Source organism: Sulfuricurvum sp., assembly GCF_028710345.1.
In the GTDB taxonomy this organism is placed as follows: domain Bacteria; phylum Campylobacterota; class Campylobacteria; order Campylobacterales; family Sulfurimonadaceae; genus Sulfuricurvum.
This window is the reverse complement of record NZ_JAQTUH010000003.1, coordinates 159,258-177,389: the sequence shown is the minus strand read 5'-3', so window position 1 is coordinate 177,389 and position 18,132 is coordinate 159,258. Positions and strand designations below refer to the sequence as shown.

The 18,132-nt window shown below is 41.7% G+C and carries 18 protein-coding genes; 13 read left to right on the top strand and 5 right to left on the bottom strand.

What is annotated here, in order from left to right; translation table 11 throughout:
• Positions 1 to 6: 6 nt before the first annotated feature.
• The 10 genes from folK to PHC76_RS05470 all read left to right on the top strand — a co-directional run bounded on the left by folK (position 7) and on the right by PHC76_RS05470 (position 8,736).
• Positions 7 to 531 carry a 2-amino-4-hydroxy-6-hydroxymethyldihydropteridine diphosphokinase gene (gene folK / locus PHC76_RS05515; RefSeq protein WP_299972168.1) on the top strand — a complete coding sequence of 175 codons (525 nt, stop codon included), beginning with the start codon at positions 7 to 9 and terminating at the stop codon, positions 529 to 531.
• A complete protein-coding gene (flhF, locus tag PHC76_RS05510) occupies positions 512 to 1,774 on the top strand; it encodes a flagellar biosynthesis protein FlhF (protein ID WP_299972166.1) in 1,263 nt (420 codons plus the stop codon). Before folK ends, flhF begins: the two co-directional genes overlap by 20 nt.
• Positions 1,771 to 2,643: a P-loop NTPase gene (locus tag PHC76_RS05505; RefSeq protein ID WP_299972164.1), complete on the top strand. Its 873-nt coding sequence runs from the start codon at positions 1,771 to 1,773 to the stop codon at positions 2,641 to 2,643. The genes flhF and PHC76_RS05505 overlap by 4 nt, the downstream gene beginning before the upstream one ends.
• A 91-nt stretch (positions 2,644 to 2,734) precedes the next feature.
• Positions 2,735 to 3,058, top strand: coding sequence for a hypothetical protein (locus PHC76_RS05500; protein ID WP_299972162.1), 324 nt, complete (start codon positions 2,735 to 2,737; stop codon positions 3,056 to 3,058).
• A complete protein-coding gene (locus tag PHC76_RS05495; RefSeq protein ID WP_299972161.1) occupies positions 3,055 to 3,744 on the top strand; it encodes an RNA polymerase sigma factor FliA in 690 nt (229 codons plus the stop codon). The genes PHC76_RS05500 and PHC76_RS05495 overlap by 4 nt, the downstream gene beginning before the upstream one ends.
• Before the next feature lie 3 nt (positions 3,745 to 3,747).
• On the top strand, positions 3,748 to 4,842 hold the full coding sequence (gene fliM, locus PHC76_RS05490; protein ID WP_299972159.1) for a flagellar motor switch protein FliM: 1,095 nt from the start codon (positions 3,748 to 3,750) through the stop codon (positions 4,840 to 4,842).
• Positions 4,839 to 5,708, top strand: coding sequence for a flagellar motor switch protein FliY (gene fliY, locus PHC76_RS05485; RefSeq protein ID WP_299972157.1), 870 nt, complete (start codon positions 4,839 to 4,841; stop codon positions 5,706 to 5,708). Before fliM ends, fliY begins: the two co-directional genes overlap by 4 nt.
• 3 nt (positions 5,709 to 5,711) lie before the next feature.
• Entirely contained in the window at positions 5,712 to 6,497 is a 786-nt protein-coding gene (locus tag PHC76_RS05480; protein ID WP_299972154.1) for a TIGR00730 family Rossman fold protein, read from the top strand.
• Positions 6,494 to 7,510, top strand: coding sequence for a tRNA 2-thiouridine(34) synthase MnmA (mnmA, locus tag PHC76_RS05475; RefSeq protein WP_299972153.1), 1,017 nt, complete (start codon positions 6,494 to 6,496; stop codon positions 7,508 to 7,510). Before PHC76_RS05480 ends, mnmA begins: the two co-directional genes overlap by 4 nt.
• Positions 7,507 to 8,736: an MFS transporter gene (locus PHC76_RS05470; RefSeq protein WP_299972152.1), complete on the top strand. Its 1,230-nt coding sequence runs from the start codon at positions 7,507 to 7,509 to the stop codon at positions 8,734 to 8,736. The genes mnmA and PHC76_RS05470 overlap by 4 nt, the downstream gene beginning before the upstream one ends.
• A 3-nt stretch (positions 8,737 to 8,739) precedes the next feature.
• Here PHC76_RS05470 and PHC76_RS05465 read toward each other — a convergent pair whose 3' ends face one another.
• From PHC76_RS05465 to PHC76_RS05445, 5 genes are all read right to left on the bottom strand, one after another.
• Positions 8,740 to 11,748 carry an EAL domain-containing protein gene (locus PHC76_RS05465; RefSeq protein WP_299972151.1) on the bottom strand — a complete coding sequence of 1,003 codons (3,009 nt, stop codon included), beginning with the start codon at positions 11,746 to 11,748 and terminating at the stop codon, positions 8,740 to 8,742.
• Between the two features lie 134 nt (positions 11,749 to 11,882).
• Positions 11,883 to 12,752, bottom strand: a complete 870-nt coding sequence (gene mtgA, locus PHC76_RS05460; protein ID WP_299972150.1) for a monofunctional biosynthetic peptidoglycan transglycosylase — start codon at positions 12,750 to 12,752, stop codon at positions 11,883 to 11,885.
• Entirely contained in the window at positions 12,749 to 13,372 is a 624-nt protein-coding gene (locus PHC76_RS05455) for a trimeric intracellular cation channel family protein (protein WP_299972149.1), read from the bottom strand. Before PHC76_RS05455 ends, mtgA begins: the two co-directional genes overlap by 4 nt.
• A complete protein-coding gene (locus PHC76_RS05450; protein WP_299972148.1) occupies positions 13,365 to 13,901 on the bottom strand; it encodes a gamma carbonic anhydrase family protein in 537 nt (178 codons plus the stop codon). Before PHC76_RS05450 ends, PHC76_RS05455 begins: the two co-directional genes overlap by 8 nt.
• Before the next feature lie 13 nt (positions 13,902 to 13,914).
• The gene (locus PHC76_RS05445) at positions 13,915 to 16,035 is read right to left on the bottom strand and encodes an RNA degradosome polyphosphate kinase (RefSeq protein WP_300209845.1); all 2,121 of its coding nucleotides are present in this window, start codon (positions 16,033 to 16,035) and stop codon (positions 13,915 to 13,917) included.
• 47 nt (positions 16,036 to 16,082) lie between these two features.
• Here PHC76_RS05445 and PHC76_RS05440 point away from each other — a divergent pair, with 47 nt between their 5' ends.
• Genes PHC76_RS05440 through PHC76_RS05430 form a run of 3 tightly spaced genes read left to right on the top strand, consistent with a single transcriptional unit; the run spans position 16,083 to position 18,132 of the window.
• Positions 16,083 to 16,679 (top strand): tetratricopeptide repeat protein, encoded by a 597-nt coding sequence (locus PHC76_RS05440; RefSeq protein ID WP_299972146.1) that lies wholly within the window; start codon positions 16,083 to 16,085, stop codon positions 16,677 to 16,679.
• The gene (locus PHC76_RS05435; RefSeq protein WP_299972144.1) at positions 16,676 to 17,413 is read left to right on the top strand and encodes an NYN domain-containing protein; all 738 of its coding nucleotides are present in this window, start codon (positions 16,676 to 16,678) and stop codon (positions 17,411 to 17,413) included. Before PHC76_RS05440 ends, PHC76_RS05435 begins: the two co-directional genes overlap by 4 nt.
• Entirely contained in the window at positions 17,410 to 18,132 is a 723-nt protein-coding gene (locus tag PHC76_RS05430; protein ID WP_299972142.1) for a Nif3-like dinuclear metal center hexameric protein, read from the top strand. Before PHC76_RS05435 ends, PHC76_RS05430 begins: the two co-directional genes overlap by 4 nt.

Here is an 18,132-nt window from a genome sequence, read left to right as displayed (position 1 = left end):
ATCACCATGTTTTTGAGACGTATTTTGGATGAACGCCATACGATTTACGTCAATAACACATTTCCGACACGAAGAGATAGCTGTCATCGCCCCTCACACCGTGCTGTTTTGGGTGTCGGAGGAAATATCGGAGATGTGAAACGACGATTTCACCATCTGATAATCCATTTGAATCGATTATCTCAGCTGAGTGTGATTCAAACAGGGGTGATTCTAAAAAATCCCCCTTTTGGATACAATAAACAAGATGATTTTTACAATACTGTAATCGAGATTTCCACTACTCTCTCTCCCAGAGCATTATTGAGGCTATTATGGAGAATTGAGAAGCGTTTTGGGAGAGTTCGTAGTTTTGCGAATGCTCCTAGAACGCTTGATTTGGATATGATTTTTTATGATAATAGGGTATTGAATTATCCAGAATTGATTATTCCGCATCCTCACTGGGATGAGCGTTTAAGTGTACGTATACCTTTGCGGAGCATGACTCGAAAAACATTTCGGAGAGACTATGAAAATCTTAACATTTAGCGGTTCTACTCCGGCGGAAGCTCTGAAAAAAGCGCAGCTTGAAGTGGGTGAAGATGCAATGCTTATCGAGACCCGTGAGATTCAAAAAAAATCACTCGGGAAAAATGCCCTATATGAGATCGTTGTGGGTATTGAAGAAGATAGTGCTCCAAAGCCAAAGAAAACACCTGTAGAGCCGTTGAGCCGTCAACGCCCGCTAGCGCAACAAAGTAATGATGTACTCTACAACATCTCTGAAGCCGCCAAACAGATATCAAAGATTGCTGAAGTAACCGAAGAGGAACGCCCCTCTAAATCGGTTGCACCCGCTCCGAGTGAAGATCTTAAAAAAATCAAAGATGAGATAGAAAAGCTTGGTGATAAGGTCAAGCTGATTCAAAATATGTTTTGGAATGAAAAATCTCCTAAAAACAGTACACCGATTCCCCCTGAATTTGCAGAAATATATCGTCTCGCACAACAAAGCGGGATGAATCAAGAGCATCTTGATGAGATTATGCAACTCACGCTAGAGCATATGCCCTCAAGGATGAGGGAAAGCTCGGAGACGGTGAAACGCTATTTTCAGGTACTACTCCGTAAAATGATCCCTGTACGACTCGAAAGTGCTCCTAAAATAGGGTCCAAAAAAGTGATAATGCTCGTAGGCCCTACCGGAGTAGGAAAAACGACCTCGATAGCCAAGCTTGCTGCACGATACTCCTATTTTTTAGATAAAAAATACAAAGTGGGACTTGTGGTGCTCGATACTTACCGTATCGGTGCGGTGGAGCAGCTGATGCAGTATGCGCGGATGATGAAATTGGGGATAGAGACGGTAGTTGATCCACCGGAGTTTTCGAGTGCGCTTCATTCACTTCAATACAGCGATTATATTTTGATCGATACCATGGGGAGTTCTCCTTATGATAAAGGGAAAATAGAGAAGATTTATGAGTGTTTACGCTCAAACGATACAAATTACAGCGTTGATGTGGTGTTGGTAATGCCCAGTTCAATCAAGTACGAAGATTTGAAATCCACCTATGAAAACTTTGCCCCTTTGGGCATCGATACGTTGATGTTTACGAAACTCGATGAGACGAGAGGATTTGGTAATATTTTTTCGTTAGTATATGAGACAAAAGTTCCTATCAGCTACTTTTCCATAGGTCAAGAAGTACCGGAAGATTTAGTGGTCTCCAATAGTGATTTCTTGGTTGATTGTTTGCTGCATGGATTTAAAAAAGGTGAGAACCTATGAGTCATCAAGCCGCAAAACTTGAAGCATTGGTAAAGCAAAAAGGGAATAATACCGCTAAAAAGACCCGTTTTATTGCGATAACAAGTGGTAAAGGTGGAGTTGGAAAAAGTACTATTAGTTCCAATATGGCACATATTATGGCTAAAAATGGGCTAAAAGTGGGTATCTTTGACGCGGATATCGGATTGGCAAATCTTGATGTGATGTTCAATGTTAAGATTACCAAAAATATTTTGCATGTTCTTCGTGGTGAAGCGAGCGTGGAAGATATTTTAGTCCCTATCGAGAAAAACTTAGTCCTTATCCCAGGAGAGAGTGGAGAAGAGATTTTCAAATACGCCTCATCGGGGTTGTTTGAACGATTTATGGATGAAGCGCATATTCTCGATGATTTAGACGTTATGATTATCGATACAGGGGCTGGAATAGGGGAACATATACAGCTATTTTTACGAGCGTGTGATGATGTCGTAGTTGTGACTGTCCCTGATCCTGCCGCGATTACCGATGCGTATGCGACGATAAAAGTAACTTCTCGATTACGCAATGAAATTAGCGTTATAATGAATCAAGTTCGAAATGAAAAAGAGGCACTAGGGCTGTTTGAAAAGATCCAAAAAGTTGCGTTAGCCAATATCGGCAATCAGCTTCGCCTTAACTATTTGGGGCAAATCAGCTCTGATCCGAAAGTGGTTATGAGTGTCAAAAAACGGGCACTTTTCACGAGAGAATTTCCTACTTCTCTCCCCGCAAGTGAATTAGAGGTGATTGTTAAGCGGTTGGCAAAAAAAATGGAACGAAATGTGCTCGTATCTCCACAGGAGAGTGGATTAGGGGGCTTTTTTAAGCGCCTAATGGAACATTTTTGAGATAAGTGTTACAAGTGATTGGCTATTTGGCTAGTAATACACCCTTCAAGCAGTAGAATATAGATTCAAACGTCATGGAAAAAGGTAGGTAATGCGGGCTCAAAATTTTGTCTCTTTCTTGACTGTCCAAGGGTTCCTTTTAGGGATTGTCTTTGGAGTTTTACAATCAAGCAGTGCCGAGAATTTTCTAGGGCTTGTGATTTTAATCAGTGCATTTTTCTATCTTTTTGCTCATGTATGTGTAGGATTTTATTTTCAAACGCTTGGGGTTAAAACACAAAATTTTCCTAAGCAAGCACATGAACGAAGTTTGGATAATTATGTTCGAGAGATTAATCGTCGAGAACAATTTATCGATGCCTACTATGTTCATAAATCAGAGTTATTAAGTGATAACGAGAAAGGGAAAGCATGAGTGGCGCCGGTGTCTATTCACAAGAGCTAAAGCACCAAGAAGATCAGCTTGCCCTCCAATATTTGCCTGCGGTTAAAGCGATGTCGTTTCGTCTCAAAGAGCGACTACCTAGTTCGATTGATTACCTTGATTTGTGTGCTATCGGTACGGAAGAGTTGGTGAAGCTCGCGCGTCGATATGATGAAGTGCAAAATGATTCGTTTTGGGGATATGCAAAAACCAGAGTTTACGGTGCAATGTTGGATTATTTGCGTTCACTCGATTTGGTTAGCCGTTCAAGCCGACGTTTGATAAAAGAGATTGATATTCAGATTGAACACTATATGGCAGAATACGATGAAGAGCCTAGTAATGCGAAATTGTCTGAAATAATGGGGATAGAAGAGGAAAAAATCAATGAAGCGCGATTGGCATCGGATATTTATACCATTTTACCGCTCGATGATCAGTTGGGAAATGAATTCGCAGCGGGGACGCTCGATCAGATGGAACAAGATGAGTTAGTTGATATTATCAAAGATGTTTTAATAGGGTTTGATGAGCGCGAACAGATGATTATTCAGCTTTATTATTTTGAAGAGTTAACCCTTAAAGAGATCAGTGAGATTGTTAATATTACCGAATCACGTATTTCGCAGATTCATAAATCGGTAATTCGACGTATTAAAGCAGCGGTGGAGGGGTAAACAATGGCTGATATATTATCCCAAGAAGAGATTGACGCCCTTCTCGACGTTGTTGATGATGAGGGTGAAGTATCGCTGGATGGAGAAGAAGAGAACCTTTTTCCAAATCGTCAGATAACGTTATACGATTTTAAGCGTCCTAACCGTGTCTCAAAAGAGCAACTCCGTGCATTTCGAGGGATTCACGATAAGATGGCACGTTCTATTTCATCACAAATATCGTCAATTATGCGCTCCATTGTAGAGATTCAGCTCCATTCGGTTGATCAGATGACCTATGGGGAATTTTTGATGTCACTTCCCAATCCGACCAGTTTTAACGTCTTTTCGATGAAGCCGTTGGAAGGGAATGGTGTTTTGGAGATCAACCCCTCTATTGCTTTTCCGATGCTAGATCGAATCTTGGGGGGAAAAGGGGAACCTTTCGAAGCCAATCGTGAGTTTTCCGATATTGAGCTATCATTGTTTGAGACAATTTTACGGGTTATGATGGGGACACTCCGTGAAGCATGGGGACCGGTAACGGATCTGTACCCGCAAGTAGAATCTAAAGAATCGAGTCCAAACGTCGTCCAAATCGTTGCTCAAAATGAGATAGTCGTTATGGTAGTGATGGAGATTATCATCGGTCACAGTTCGGGAATGATGAATATTTGTTATCCTGTTATAGCGTTAGAACCGATTTTGCCGAAATTGGCAAGTCGTGATTTGATGCTCAATGAAACGAGTTCGAAAAAAAGCCGGAATCAGGAACTTCAAGTTCTTTTAGGTGGTGCTCACGTTAATATAGAAGTCAATTTGGGATATGCTGAACTGAGTCTGTATGAGCTGTTGGAGATCGAAGTAGGAGATATTTTACGCCTAAATCTCCCGGCAGATGATGTAGTAAGTGTCAGTGTCGATGGGAAAGAGCGTTTTGTCGCACAAATGGGGCTACGACGTTTCCGAAAATCGGTTCAAATTACGAAGATGATCGATACCGAAAAAGATGCGGTCAAACGTGCTCTCAAAGAGTTTGAAAGTAAAAGAAAAGAGCGTATTATCGGCGCTAAAGAGATTATGAAAAGCGTCGATCAGTATGATGAGGATAACGAATGAATAATTTTACAGGGCTATTCGCCACAGAAGCAACCGCAACTATAGAAGGATTAACGGGTCAAGCACCCAGTGTCAGTTTTAAAGAGGCTGAATCCATCTCTATTGTCAGCAATGTCATCCCGCCAATAGCGTGTGTTCAGCTCACTTTTAGCGGTGCGGCCAGTGGTAAAGGGATGGTTATGGTTCCTCCTGCTCTTGCGACAGCATTGGCAGATATGATGCTTGGTGGTGATGGTGAGGGAAAAAATGAGATGAACGATGATGATCTCGATGCCCTTAAAGAGATTGTTTCCAATATCACTGCTTCGATGAGTACAACACTTGGGTCTCAAAAAGAGCTTCCAAAATTTGCGATAAAAACAGAAAATGCGCTCTTTATCCCTGAACATCAAGAGATCAATCTCGATCCATATGCAAAAATGTATGTCTATACTTTTGTGTTAGGGGAGATTAATTCACTGATGATGTTTGCAGTAGATTCCACTATTTTGCAGGCTATTGAGGGAACAAGTAGCAGTGTTGAATCCTCAAATGACAATGATGTTGTGATGGGAAACAGTAGTGAATCTCAACATCGTGGACGAAAACTTGATGAGAGTGAGATGAAAAATATCGGTCTCATCATGGATGTAAAGCTTCCGGTACGTGTTCGTATCGGTAAGAAAAAAATGTTGCTCAAAGATGTTCTCAGCATGGATATCGGATCGGTTATCGAGTTGAATCAATTAGCCAATGATCCGTTGGATATTTTGGTGGATGATCATGTTATCGCACAGGGCGAAGTGGTGATTGTAGATGGTAACTTTGGGGTTCAAATCACCTCTATCGGGTCGAAGCGTGATCGTTTGACAAAACTCAAAGGCTAAAATATGGCAAAACGTATTCATGCCAAAAGAAATGAATCCCATCGCCGTTATCTTAAAGATATAAAAACTGGTGATGTGTGGAGTGTCTTTAAAATCATTGCCGATTTTGTACAAGGCTTTGATGAACTTGGAGATTTGGGACCTTCGGTAACGATATTCGGTAGTGCTCGTGTGGATGAGAATCATCCTTTTTATCTTCAAGCTATGAAGCTCTCGGATATGTTAGGTGAGCGTGGTTTTAATGTTATCACCGGTGGTGGACCGGGTATTATGGAAGCGGCTAACCGCGGGGCATTTAATCATGATGATGTTGAATCGATCGGTCTTAATATTGAACTCTCCTCTGAACAGCAACCTAACCCTTATATTACCAAAGGGCGTTCATTCGATTACTTTTTTTCTCGTAAAGTGATGCTAGTCAAATACTCTATGGCGTATGTTATTTTTCCGGGAGGTTTCGGAACGCTTGATGAGATGTTTGAAGCACTAACGTTAATCCAAACTAAAAAAGTGACAGGTGTACGGCTCTTTCTTATCGGAACGGAGTTTTATACCCCCCTTATTACGTTTATACGGAACAAATTATTAGGGGAGGGGATGATCGAAGAAGAGGATCTTAATTTGATTATCCTGAGTGATGATTTGGATTTTGTGGTAAATGAGATTGAGAAATCGTTGATGACGCAGATTGACGCACTTGAGAAAGAGGGGCTACACGATACGAAATATTATCATTCACTCTCTTCGTATGTTAATGAGAAATGTACTACCGATGGGGGAAGTGAGTGAAAAAAGTGTTGATTGGGATGAGTGGCGGGGTTGACTCGACCGTTTCGACACTCCTTCTCAAGGAACAAGGGTATGAAGTCGAGGGTGTCTATATGAAACTTCACTCCAAACCGGGTTATCATGAAATCCATCAGGCTCGTGCACAAAGGGCGGCAGACTTTGCCGGTGTAAAACTCCATATCCTCGATCTCCAAGAACAGTTCAATGAAAAGGTTTTTAGACCGTTTATCGAGACGTATAAAGCAGGAAAAACACCTAATCCGTGTGCATTGTGCAATCGCAATATAAAATTTGGGGCAATGGTCGAGTTTGCAGACTCTATCGGTGCCGATTTTGTTGCGACGGGGCATTATATCCGACATGACGGTCACTACCTCCTCCAAGCGCACGATGATACGAAAGATCAGAGCTATTTTCTTTTTTATATCGATCCCTCTTTGGTATCACGATTAATATTCCCTTTGGGGGAACGTCATAAAAGCGATATTAAAGCGTTTGCTTCTGGTATAGAGGGGTTGGAGTCATTTGCATCGCAAAGCGAATCAACTGAAATCTGTTTTGTTGAAACAACTTATATGGATGTTTTAAAGCCCTATGTTCCAGTAGACCAAGAGGGTGAAGTACTCAATACGGAAGGTAAAGTAGTGGGTAAACACAAAGGGTACATGCACTACACCATCGGCAAACGTAAAGGATTTAATGTCCACGGTGCGCATGATCCCCATTTTGTTGTGGAAATCAAGCCCGAAACCAATCAAATCGTTGTAGGCACTCGTGAAGATTTAGAGTGTCATCGTGTCGAATTGGAGCGGGTCAATATGTTTGATTCACGAAGTGAATTTGAGTGTGATGTGAAACTTCGCTATCGTACTACGGCGGTACGCTGTTCCGTCAAAATCGAGGGTGAATATGCAACTGTCGAATTGCATGAAGCGGTACTCGGTGTTGCTTCGGGTCAAGCGGGAGTTTTTTATGATGGAGAAAAATTGCTTGGTGGCGGGTGGATTGTTTGATCCGCACCAAAAAACGTATTATCGCAGCCGGAATTATCGGCAACGTCATCGAGTATTACGATTTTGCACTCATCGGTTTTTTAGCAGTGATGATGGGAAACCTATTTTTTCCCTCTACTGATCCATTTCTCTCCCTTTTAGGCTCCTTCGGTGCTTTCGCCGCCGGTATGATTATGCGCCCTGTTGGGGCGATGATCTTCGGTCATATCGGTGATCGTGTTGGACGGCGGTTTGCTCTCATGACTTCGTTGCTATTAATGGCATTACCCACCTTTTTAATCGGTTTATTGCCCACCTACACCCAAATCGGGATATTGGCACCGATACTTTTAGTTGTCTTACGGATGATTCAGGGATTATCGGTTGGGGGTGAATACGCCAGTTCCATCGTCTATTTGGTCGAACAATCGAGTCCCAACCGCCAAAATCTTTACGGCTCTTTTGTCTCCGTCGGAGCGAAAATCGGGATGGCATTGGGATCGGGATTATGTGGAGTATTGTTATGGTATTTGGGTGAAGATGTGATGGGAGATTGGGGGTGGAGGATACCGTTTTTACTCAGTATTGTTATCGCCGCCGCAGGGTTGTACTTACGCCGTAATCTTACCGACAATTATCAACCGCATGAGGATAAAACTATCCCCTTAGTGGCTATTTTTAGAGATCATAAAAAACTGTTCATCCAATTTTTGATTGTAGCATCGGTTATATGGATGCTCTATTACACATTATTTATCTATTTGCCTCATTGGCTTGAGGATAGTGCAGGGCTTTTAAAAGTGGATGCCGGTAAGATTAACACCATTTCGATTGTGTTGGGGGTAATTTTTATCCCGATAATGGCGATGATAGCGGATAGACTCGGATCGATTCAGGTTATGAGGGTTTCTGCTATTGCGACGGCAATAACCATTGTCCCTATAATGTATGTGATGGTGCACGGTGGATTTTACGGTGCTCTTATATCTACCGCGTTGATGACACTGTTGCTATGTGCCTTTCAAGCCCCTATCTTCTCCACCGTTGTCCATGGATTAAAACATCATGGTCATCGAGCATCGTTTACGGCACTTATTTTAGGGAGTGCTGCTGGAATCGTCGGTGGGGTTACACCTGTATTGATGACATCGTTGGTAGAGTTTAGCGGCAATATTTATGCACCTGCTTATTTAATCGGTGTTTTATCGGTAGTTGCATGGGGTGTTTTGATGGGAATCAAACGTTAGTTTTTAGTTCAATCCAAAGAATTTCTCTTCAAACTCTTTGGGTGGAATAGGGCGAGAGATTAAATATCCTTGCATATAATCACATTCTATGGAGTGGAGGTACTTGCGTTGTTCTACTGTCTCAACACCTTCTGCGATCACTTTTATCCCCATTTTATGGGACATCGCGACAATTGCTTCGCATAAAACCTGATCGTTGTGATCGGTGACTACGTTTCGGACAAACGATTGATCGATTTTGAGATAGTCAATATCGAATTTTTTGAGATAGGAGAGGGAAGAGAATCCTGTACCAAAATCATCTAACGAGACGGCAACTCCTTTGGACTCGAACTCGTGAAGTTTTTCTTGGACTAAGGTAGTTTTTTCCATCAATATCCCCTCTGTAATCTCAACAACGATAGCGTCAAATGAGAGGTTGTTTTTTTCCATTAAGTTAATTAATTTGGAGTGATCTCCATCATGAAGAAATTGTACGGGTGATTTGTTGACGGAGATTTGAAAATTAGGGCAAAACAGATTTCTCCACGTTTGAACTTGCCGAATCGCTTCTTCAAATATCCAGTCTCCGATTTGGACGATACAGCCTGTCTCTTCAGTAATAGGGATAAAATCTGCGGGGTTTATCATGGTTCCATCAGGTTTGATCCACCGTATGAGAGCTTCAGCTTTATGAACTTTACCGGAGTGCAAATCAAGAATTGGCTGATAATAGAGGACAAATTGCTGTTGCACAATTGCTTCTCGAAGATCATGAACTATCGTCATCCGTTTTTGAATTATCTCTTGCATATCTGAGGTATAAAATTTGAATCGATTACGCCCCTCTTTTTTGGCTGCATACATTGCCTGATCGGCATTCATCAAAAGAGTTTCAGATTTAAGACTATCTTCCGGTGCTATCGTAATACCGATACTCGCTGAGATATAGAATGGTTCACCATCCAATTCAAATTCATGTGAGAGCTCTATAAGAAGTTCCGACGCTATGGTTTCAATCATAAGGATGGACTCAATGTTTAAAAGAATAATAGTGAATTCATCTCCGCCAAAGCGACCGATAATATCATTTTTACGAAGACAATGGGTAATTCTGTTTGCTACTTCTTTGAGCAGGATATCCCCTTTATCGTGACCGAGGGTATCATTAATATCTTTGAAATGGTCAATATCTAAAAAGAGTAGGGCTATTGATCTATTACGTCGTTGTATTTCTTCTAACTCTTTGTCTAGACGGTATTGGAACATTTGTCGATTTAATAACCCTGTCAATGAATCAAAATTGGCTTGATACCATAGTTTGTGCTTCGCCTCTTTTTGATCGGTGATTTCACTAAAGATGGCGATTCTACGATACGGATTCCCACTGTAGTCAAATATGGTACGAATGGAGAGCCATTTTGAAAAAAGTTCATCATTTTTGTTTTTATCGACAATTTCGCCTTCCCATTTACCGGTAATAGTAAGTGCGTTCCACATTTGATGATAAAATCCTAATTGATGGTGATCAGATTTTAACAAAGTGGTTATTTTTCCTTCGATCTCTTTTAAATGATATCCTGAGAGGGTTTCAAATGCGGGGTTTACACTGATAATATGATTATAGGCATCACTGATCAAAATAGCATCCGAGCTGTTCTCATACACGAGAGCTGCTAATTCGATTTGGGTTTGATGGTAAAGCCGTTCGGTGATATCGCGAGCAGAACAGTAAATCCAAATATTGTTACCGACTTTGATTTTATTGACACTTATTTCAGCATCATAAATACTTCCGTCTTTACGTCGATGTTTAGTTTGAACAATCTCACCTTCGGGTGGGAGTTTTTTTGATAAAGATTGGACTCTTTTTAGTGAAAAAATAGCTTCCCAATGACTGATATTCATCCCCATCATTTCATCGTGTGTGTAGCCGAGCATTTCGCAAAACCGATCATTCACTAAAATAATGTTTCCTGATAAATCTAGGATGTGGACACCATCGGCGGAAAATTGTAAAAATGCTTTGTTTTTTTGGCTCTCAATGAAAAGTTGTTTTCGAAGAAGGATTTCGATAAATATACCGATAAAGATGATGACACTAAGGGTAGTTAGAAGCCAAATAAAAATTTTATATTGATTATAGACATCACGAATGTTAAATCGTTCCGGTGTATCATAGGGCGGTAGCCGAAGGGTTTGAAACATCTCGTGAATATCACGGTATTCCAAAGGGGCAGTCCAACCAATCTCTCCATTATGAAGTTCAGTTCGTTTCAATAAAGCAACGACTACTTTATTCGAAAGAATCTTATCGGTATGGCGCATTTGTGCAATCGGCCATTCAGGGTAGAGGGTGGTTGATAGGTGATAAGGAAACCCTTTTTGGTATAGCGGATGGATAATTTTTAGTTTGTGCAAATCGAGCTTACCGGCATGTGCCATATCTTCGAGTACATTTGTCCGGACAAATCCAACATCCATTTTACCCGATAGGACACTCTCTACGACATTGGTATGAGGCATACCGGTAAAATGAAGCTTTAACTCATTTTTAGTTATATGATTACGAAAGAGTTCGTATAGTTGGGCTGCATATCCGCCGAGAGATTCTTGATCGACAGCAGCTATTTTTTTATCTTTTAAATCTTGGAGCGTATTGATATCAGTGCGATCCGAACGGGTAAAAATAACCCCCCCAAAGCGATCAACCCATTGAGTATTTTGATACCGCATCATGGTAGCAATACGGGAGATGTGATACTGTTTTTCCAAAATAATATAATGACCTGAATTGGTAATAATAAAATCTAATGTTCTGTTTTTAACGGCATTATTGATTTCGGGGTAATTTAACGGGAGAATACGAAAAGTGTAGTTTGGTTCTGATTGTTGTAGATAGGATACAACTGGTTCCCACTCTTTGAGCGTATCCGCTTTTGAATGAAAAGCCAATACTCCAATGTTGACTTGTTGAGAGGAGAACAAGAAAGTGACTGAAATCGTTAAAAGAAGAAGTATTTTAACACCCATTCCTGAACCTTGGACTATAAATAAATATTATTCTATATGACCATTTTATGACTATTTAATTGAATGCATCCTGAATGTCTAAAGCAAAAAGCAAAGTATCAATGTTTTGATAAAGAGGTCATAACAGTATAAAACTATTGTGTACTATTTTGATCATTGTGACCAAATATTAAAGGATCAACACTGTTTTCTTCGGTGTTTTTTACCGAAGGATCATCCGAAGAGGTGTTAAAAAGTGCTTCGGTAGAATCATTGCTTTCGGATAAGTTTAGAGATGATGCGTCCTCTTTAGCAGGGGTCATTACCTCTTTATATGATTGTATGACACCTCGTCGTTTCATCGTTTTTAGGATAATGCGAGAGCGATTAATAACATACTTTTGATTTCCGGTAGGGTTGTATTTGATCGGATTAGGTAAAACGGCGGCGAGATGTGCCGCTTCATCGCCACTCAGATTTTTGGCACTTTTGTGGTAATAATGTCGAGCCGCTGCCTCGATTCCGAATATCCCATCACCCCATTCGGCAACGTTGAGATAAATCTCTAGAATACGCCGTTTAGAGAGGGTTTTTTCAATCCGCCACGTGATGATTGCCTCTTTGATTTTTCGCACCGGATTTTTGCTAGGGGAGAGGTAGAGATTTTTGGAGAGTTGTTGGCTGATGGTGCTACCACCTGCTAATGTTTTTTTCTGGATACTTCGCTCGATAGCATTTTCCATCCCTTTGACATCAAATCCGTCATGGTGATAAAACCCATCATCTTCCCCGATTAATACCGCTTTGATAATATTGGGAGAGATTTGGTTCATGCTGACCCATTTTTGGGTGATTTGCATATCTCGGTTCTCACTAGCCCACTGCTCTTGACGATACTCCATAAAAGCCGTTGGAATAGGATTTTCATTTTTGAGAGTTGAAACATTGGGGTAAACGACGTAACGAACGATATCAAGCGTTACAAGAGCTAATAGGATAAGGAGTATTTTCCAAAATTTATTCATTTTATTTCCAGTTTCGGCAAATGCCATTGTTTAGTATAGGCTAAAAGACGCAGTGTAATCGCGAGGGTAGCGATGATGGCGACACTCGCGGTATTGAGATTCCATAGAGCATTAGAGAGGATAAGTAATATGGCGACGATAAGGGCGATAGAGCCGTAAAAATCGCTGATAAGAACCGAGGGGACTTGGTTGATCATTGTATCGCGTAATACTCCTCCGCCGACAGCGGTAAGGAAGCTCAGTATAATCACTCCGAAAAAATTAAAATGGGCATCAATAGCGAGCAATGCCCCCGTGATGCTAAAAGCGACCAGTCCGATGGTATCGCTGATGACAAAAAGCCATTGACGCTCTATTTCATGGCGTAGTTTATGTCGTAATAAAAAAGCTATCAAAATGGTGGTAAAAACGGTAAGAGCAGGGTAATATTCATTAAACGCAAAGGGTGTACGATCCAAAATCACGTCACGCACAATCCCACCGCCAAGTGCGGTGATGGAAGCTGAGATAAGTAGCCCAAGGAGGTCGAGTTTGTGACGTACACCGACAAGAAATCCGCTGAGAGCAAATGCGATGATACCGAGGATATCAGCGGCAACAACAAGGTTAAATTCAGACATTCGATACGCGATAGTTCTCTTTAAAACTCACATACCGTTGCGCAGAGGCGTAAAGTTCGGCAACCTCTTCATCGCTGAGTTCACGGATCACTTTTGCAGGGCTTCCCATAATGAGGGAACGGGGTGGGAATACTTTGTTTTTGGTAACCAATGCACCCGCACCGACGATGGATTCTTTACCGATTACCGCTCCATCGAGGATAGTGGCAGACATTCCGATGAGACACGCATCTTCGATGGTGCAACCGTGGAGCATGACCTGATGACCTACTGTGACGTCGTTTCCGATAATGGTGGGATAGCCATCACTCATATCGTCACGTTTGTGATGGGTGATGTGAACCATGCTCAAATCTTGGATACTGGTACGATCTCCGATTTTAATAAAGTGTACGTCACCCCGTACAACCGTGCCGAACCAAATGCTTACGTCTTCACCTAACTCAACGCGACCGATAACGTCTGCTGAGGGGGCAACCCATGTCCGCTCCCCGATAGTAGGGGTGTAGTGGAGGTAGTTGTATAGCATAGTGATATCCTTATTAACTCTCTTTAAACAAGCGTGTCGTGAGCTGCTGCATGTAGTTTGGAGATTGTTTTTTGGCAGAATTATATACTTTATTGGTTGTTGTTTCAACAATCAGATGAGAGTTGATAATACTGGTGCTCTCATGAGAGACTTTTGTATAGCTTCCGTCGTTTTGCAGTTCATGTGCTAAGACATTATCGGATGCCTGCAATTGGAGGATTTGCAGTAGTTTTTTAGAAGATTCTTCTCCCGCAATCGGAGTGAGAAGCTCGATACGGCGTAAGAGATTACGCGGCATCCAGTCAGCACTGGAGATATAGGTTTGCGGAGTAGAGTGTTTAAAATAAAAAATACGGGCATGTTCGAGGTATTTCCCGATAATCGAGATAACACGGATGTTATCACTTACCCCCGGAACTCCCGGACGGAGGCAACATACGCCACGGATGATAAGCTGGATTTTAACCCCTGCTTGGGACGCTTTATAGAGCGCTTTAATAATATCATCATCGACGAGCGCGTTCATTTTCGCGATAATGACCCCTTCGCTTCCCATACGAGTTTCATTATGGATGAGAGAGAGGATTTTTGGTTTGATTTGCGTCGGTGCCATATAGAGTGCATTGAGTTTCCCTTTTTTGCTAAATCCTGTCAGAAAGTGGAAAAAGCGGGTCATATCATAGGTGATGGCATCGTTAGAGGTCATATAGCTGATATCGGTATAAATAGTTGCCGTTGATGGGTTGTAGTTTCCGGTTCCGATATGGGCGTATTGTTTGAGTTTTCCGTTGACACGGCGGGTGATAAGTGCTGCTTTGGCATGTACTTTAAATCCGGCAATACCGTAAATAACGTGTGCTCCGGCACTCTCTAACGCTTTTGCCCATTGGAGATTGTTTTCTTCATCAAAACGTGCGCGTAGCTCCACCATAACGGTCACTTGTTTACCCGATTCTGCTGCTGCAATCAAAGACTGAACGATGACCGATTTCGAACCTGAACGGTAGAGTGTCATACGGATAGAGACGACATCAGGATCTTTTGCCGCTGTTTGGATGAGACGGACAACCGGCTCAAAACTCTCAAACGGGTGGTAGATGATGAGGTCTTCTTTATCAAGAATCGTGTAAAGACTCTCATCACTATCGAGCGGTGGAAGATTACGCGGTTTGAAGCTTGGGCTTGTTAGATGGGCGAAATCTTTGTTGCCGACTACTTGCCATAGGGCTCCGAGATTGAGATAGGTTTGGAATCTATAAATATCATCTTTGAAAACATTTGCATGACGATTGAAAAAATTGAGAAGATCATCATCGGCATGGTTGCTAAGCTCCAAACGAACTATTTCCCCTTTTTTACGAAGTTTTAGCCCCTCTTCGAGCATCTCCATAAAATCATCCGCCTCTTCCTCTTCGATAGCGATATCGGCATTTCGGGTAACGCGGAATGCGGAGAATTTAATCAACTCGTAGCCGGGGAAAAGATCGTCGATGTGTTCGGCAACGATACTCCCGATAGGGATGTAAATACGATTGTCAATATCAACAAAACGGGGTAATACACGGGGAATACGGATGATTCCGTAACGCTCGATTGTTACATCGTCTTTATCCCGTAGTTTGACGATTTGACCGAAACTGAGATTGTTGAGGTGCGGGAAAGGGTGTGTTGCATCGACGGCAATCGGAACGATAACCGGATAGATGTTTTCATGAAAATATTTGCTTAGAATTTTACGTTGTTCGTCAGTAACCTCTTTATACGATCGAAAAAAGATCCCCTCTTTTTCGAGAGAGTGCATAATCTCTTGTAAACACTCCTCAACAACTTGTTGTTCTGTATGCAAAAATGTACGTATTTCTCGAAGCTGATGAAGCGGTGTGAAACGATCGGCTCCTGAAACGTTGACTCCGGCACTAAAAAGTTTTTTGAGACCTGCGACGCGGATCATATAAAATTCATCGAGGTTGGTTCCATAAATAGCGAGAAATTTCAACCGTTCCAAAAGAGGGAGAGATTTGTCTTGAGCCTGCCCCAAGACACGTGTGTTAAATTGTAGCCATGAAAGCTCGCGATTGATATAGAGTGCAGGGTCTTTGAGATTGTTATGCATAATGATGATATCCGTTTTCATTGTATTACCGTGATTATAGTATACTTTGATTACCATAAAGGAACACTATGAGCACATTTTCAATTATTATGTTTGCACTTACTGCATTTTTTGCCTATCAGATATATCGTCACATCCAAACACTCGAAGATAAGATTGAGCCAAAGAATAGTGTTGATACCGTGCCAAAGCCTCCCCATGAGTTGAATCGAGCCGATGCGTTGATTGAAGAAGCGGATGAGGCTTACAGTGAGGGGGATTTAGAACGGGCACAGGATAAACTAAATCGAGCCAATACACAATTCCCCAACAATACCGAAATCCTCAATAAACTGGGATTTATTAACGGTAAACTGGGAAATTTTGATAAAGCTATTGATTTATATAAACGCTCCATCGAGCTCGATGCTACCGATGATTTGACCCATCTTGCTCTAGGTTCGATATACAAAAGTCAAGGTGATTTTGATAAAGCGCAAGAACATTACGAAAAAGCACTGGCGATTGATACGCAATACGCAATAACCTATTACAACTACGGTAACCTTTTTAACGATAAAGGTGAGCTTGCAAAAGCCGAAGAGATGTATTCAAAAGCACTTGCCTTGCAAGACGATTTTATCGAAGCACGCGAAGCATTAGCAGAGTTAAAGGAATCCAAGTGAACCAAAACCAAGCCCGTTTGGCGGTACTGATCGATGCAGACAATTCACAACCCTCTATTATCGCAGGATTACTCGATGAGATAGCCTCTCACGGTATCGCGAGTGTCAAACGGATTTATGGGGATTGGACCGATACAAAACTCAAAAGCTGGAAAAATGAGTTGCTCGAACACGGACTTCATCCGATGCAGCAGTTTGCTTACACTACGGGGAAAAATGCAACCGACAGTGCCATGATTATCGATGCTATGGATTTACTCTATACGAAAAACTTTGACGGTTTTTGCATCGTCTCCAGTGATAGTGATTTTACACGACTTGCAAGCCGTATTCGTGAATCGGGGGTAAAAGTGTATGGTTTTGGGGAACAAAAAACACCCAAATCGTTTATCGGAGCGTGTGATAAATTTATCTACACCGAAAACCTGCGACGCTCCAACAGCACTATTGTTATTGCTCCTAAACTAAAACACGATGAAAAAGCACTGTTAGCACTTGTCAAAAATGCCGTGGAGGATACGACAAATGAAGCGGGATGGTCTTATCTGGGAGCAATCGGTCAAAATCTGATTAACAAATCGCCGGAGTTTGACCCGCGCAGTTTCGGATACAAAAAGTTAGTGGATTTGATCGAGGGATTGGGTGTCTTTGAATTTAAATATTCAGATCCCCTCTCAGGTTCTCAATCCATACATGTTCGGCTGAAACGGCATAAAAGGAGTTACGAAAAATGACGGTACGTGAAATTTATACCTTTTTAGATGAACTTTCCCCTTTTGCACTCCAAGAAGGGTGGGATAATTCAGGGTTATTGGTCGGGGATTTTTCACAAGAGATTACGACGGTAGTCCTCTCCATAGATATTGATGAAGCGTTGATTGAAAGTATCCCCGATAATGCCCTCCTTATTACCCACCATCCGATTATCTTCGGAGGACTCAAACAGTTACAGTTTAACCAATACCCGGCGAAACTTCTCGCCCCTATGATCCGTAAAAATATCTCCAACATCGCCATGCATACCAACTTCGATCAAACTCATCTGAATGAGTATGTAGCGAGTACAGTGCTAGGGTATGAGGTGATTGCCAAAGAGGGATTTATTGCCTATTTGGGAGTGGATGAACCGTTTGATACCTTTGCTTTAAAAATCAAGAGGGCATTAGGGCTGAGTCATATCCGCAGTGTTCAATGCCATGAGGATATCCGAACGTGTGCATTGGTGACCGGTTCTGGTGCATCACTTATGCGTAATATCGAAGCCGAATGTTTTTTGACAGGGGATATAAAATATCACGATGCGATGGAGGCAAAAGCGCTCGGATTATCGATGATTGACATCGGACATTATGAAAGTGAGTGCTATTTTGGAGAGATATTAGCGGGGCACTTGGAAAAATTAGGTTTGAGTGTTATAATTTCACCATCAAAAAACCCCTTCACTTACCATTGA

Excerpts from the sequence above, each read along its gene's own strand:
- folK (WP_299972168.1), top strand. The coding sequence starts at position 7 with ATGTTTTTGAGACGTATTTTGGATGAACGCCATACGATTTACGTCAAT.
- PHC76_RS05480 (WP_299972154.1), top strand. The coding sequence starts at position 5,712 with ATGGCAAAACGTATTCATGCCAAAAGAAATGAATCCCATCGCCGTTAT.
- PHC76_RS05450 (WP_299972148.1), bottom strand. The coding sequence starts at position 13,901 with ATGCTATACAACTACCTCCACTACACCCCTACTATCGGGGAGCGGACA.
- PHC76_RS05445 (WP_300209845.1), bottom strand. The coding sequence starts at position 16,035 with ATGAAAACGGATATCATCATTATGCATAACAATCTCAAAGACCCTGCA.
- flhF (WP_299972166.1), top strand. The coding sequence starts at position 512 with ATGAAAATCTTAACATTTAGCGGTTCTACTCCGGCGGAAGCTCTGAAA.
- fliM (WP_299972159.1), top strand. The coding sequence starts at position 3,748 with ATGGCTGATATATTATCCCAAGAAGAGATTGACGCCCTTCTCGACGTT.
- PHC76_RS05500 (WP_299972162.1), top strand. The coding sequence starts at position 2,735 with ATGCGGGCTCAAAATTTTGTCTCTTTCTTGACTGTCCAAGGGTTCCTT.
- PHC76_RS05430 (WP_299972142.1), top strand. The coding sequence starts at position 17,410 with ATGACGGTACGTGAAATTTATACCTTTTTAGATGAACTTTCCCCTTTT.
- PHC76_RS05465 (WP_299972151.1), bottom strand. The coding sequence starts at position 11,748 with ATGGGTGTTAAAATACTTCTTCTTTTAACGATTTCAGTCACTTTCTTG.
- PHC76_RS05455 (WP_299972149.1), bottom strand. The coding sequence starts at position 13,372 with ATGTCTGAATTTAACCTTGTTGTTGCCGCTGATATCCTCGGTATCATC.
- PHC76_RS05495 (WP_299972161.1), top strand. The coding sequence starts at position 3,055 with ATGAGTGGCGCCGGTGTCTATTCACAAGAGCTAAAGCACCAAGAAGAT.
- PHC76_RS05440 (WP_299972146.1), top strand. The coding sequence starts at position 16,083 with ATGAGCACATTTTCAATTATTATGTTTGCACTTACTGCATTTTTTGCC.
- PHC76_RS05505 (WP_299972164.1), top strand. The coding sequence starts at position 1,771 with ATGAGTCATCAAGCCGCAAAACTTGAAGCATTGGTAAAGCAAAAAGGG.
- fliY (WP_299972157.1), top strand. The coding sequence starts at position 4,839 with ATGAATAATTTTACAGGGCTATTCGCCACAGAAGCAACCGCAACTATA.
- mtgA (WP_299972150.1), bottom strand. The coding sequence starts at position 12,752 with ATGAATAAATTTTGGAAAATACTCCTTATCCTATTAGCTCTTGTAACG.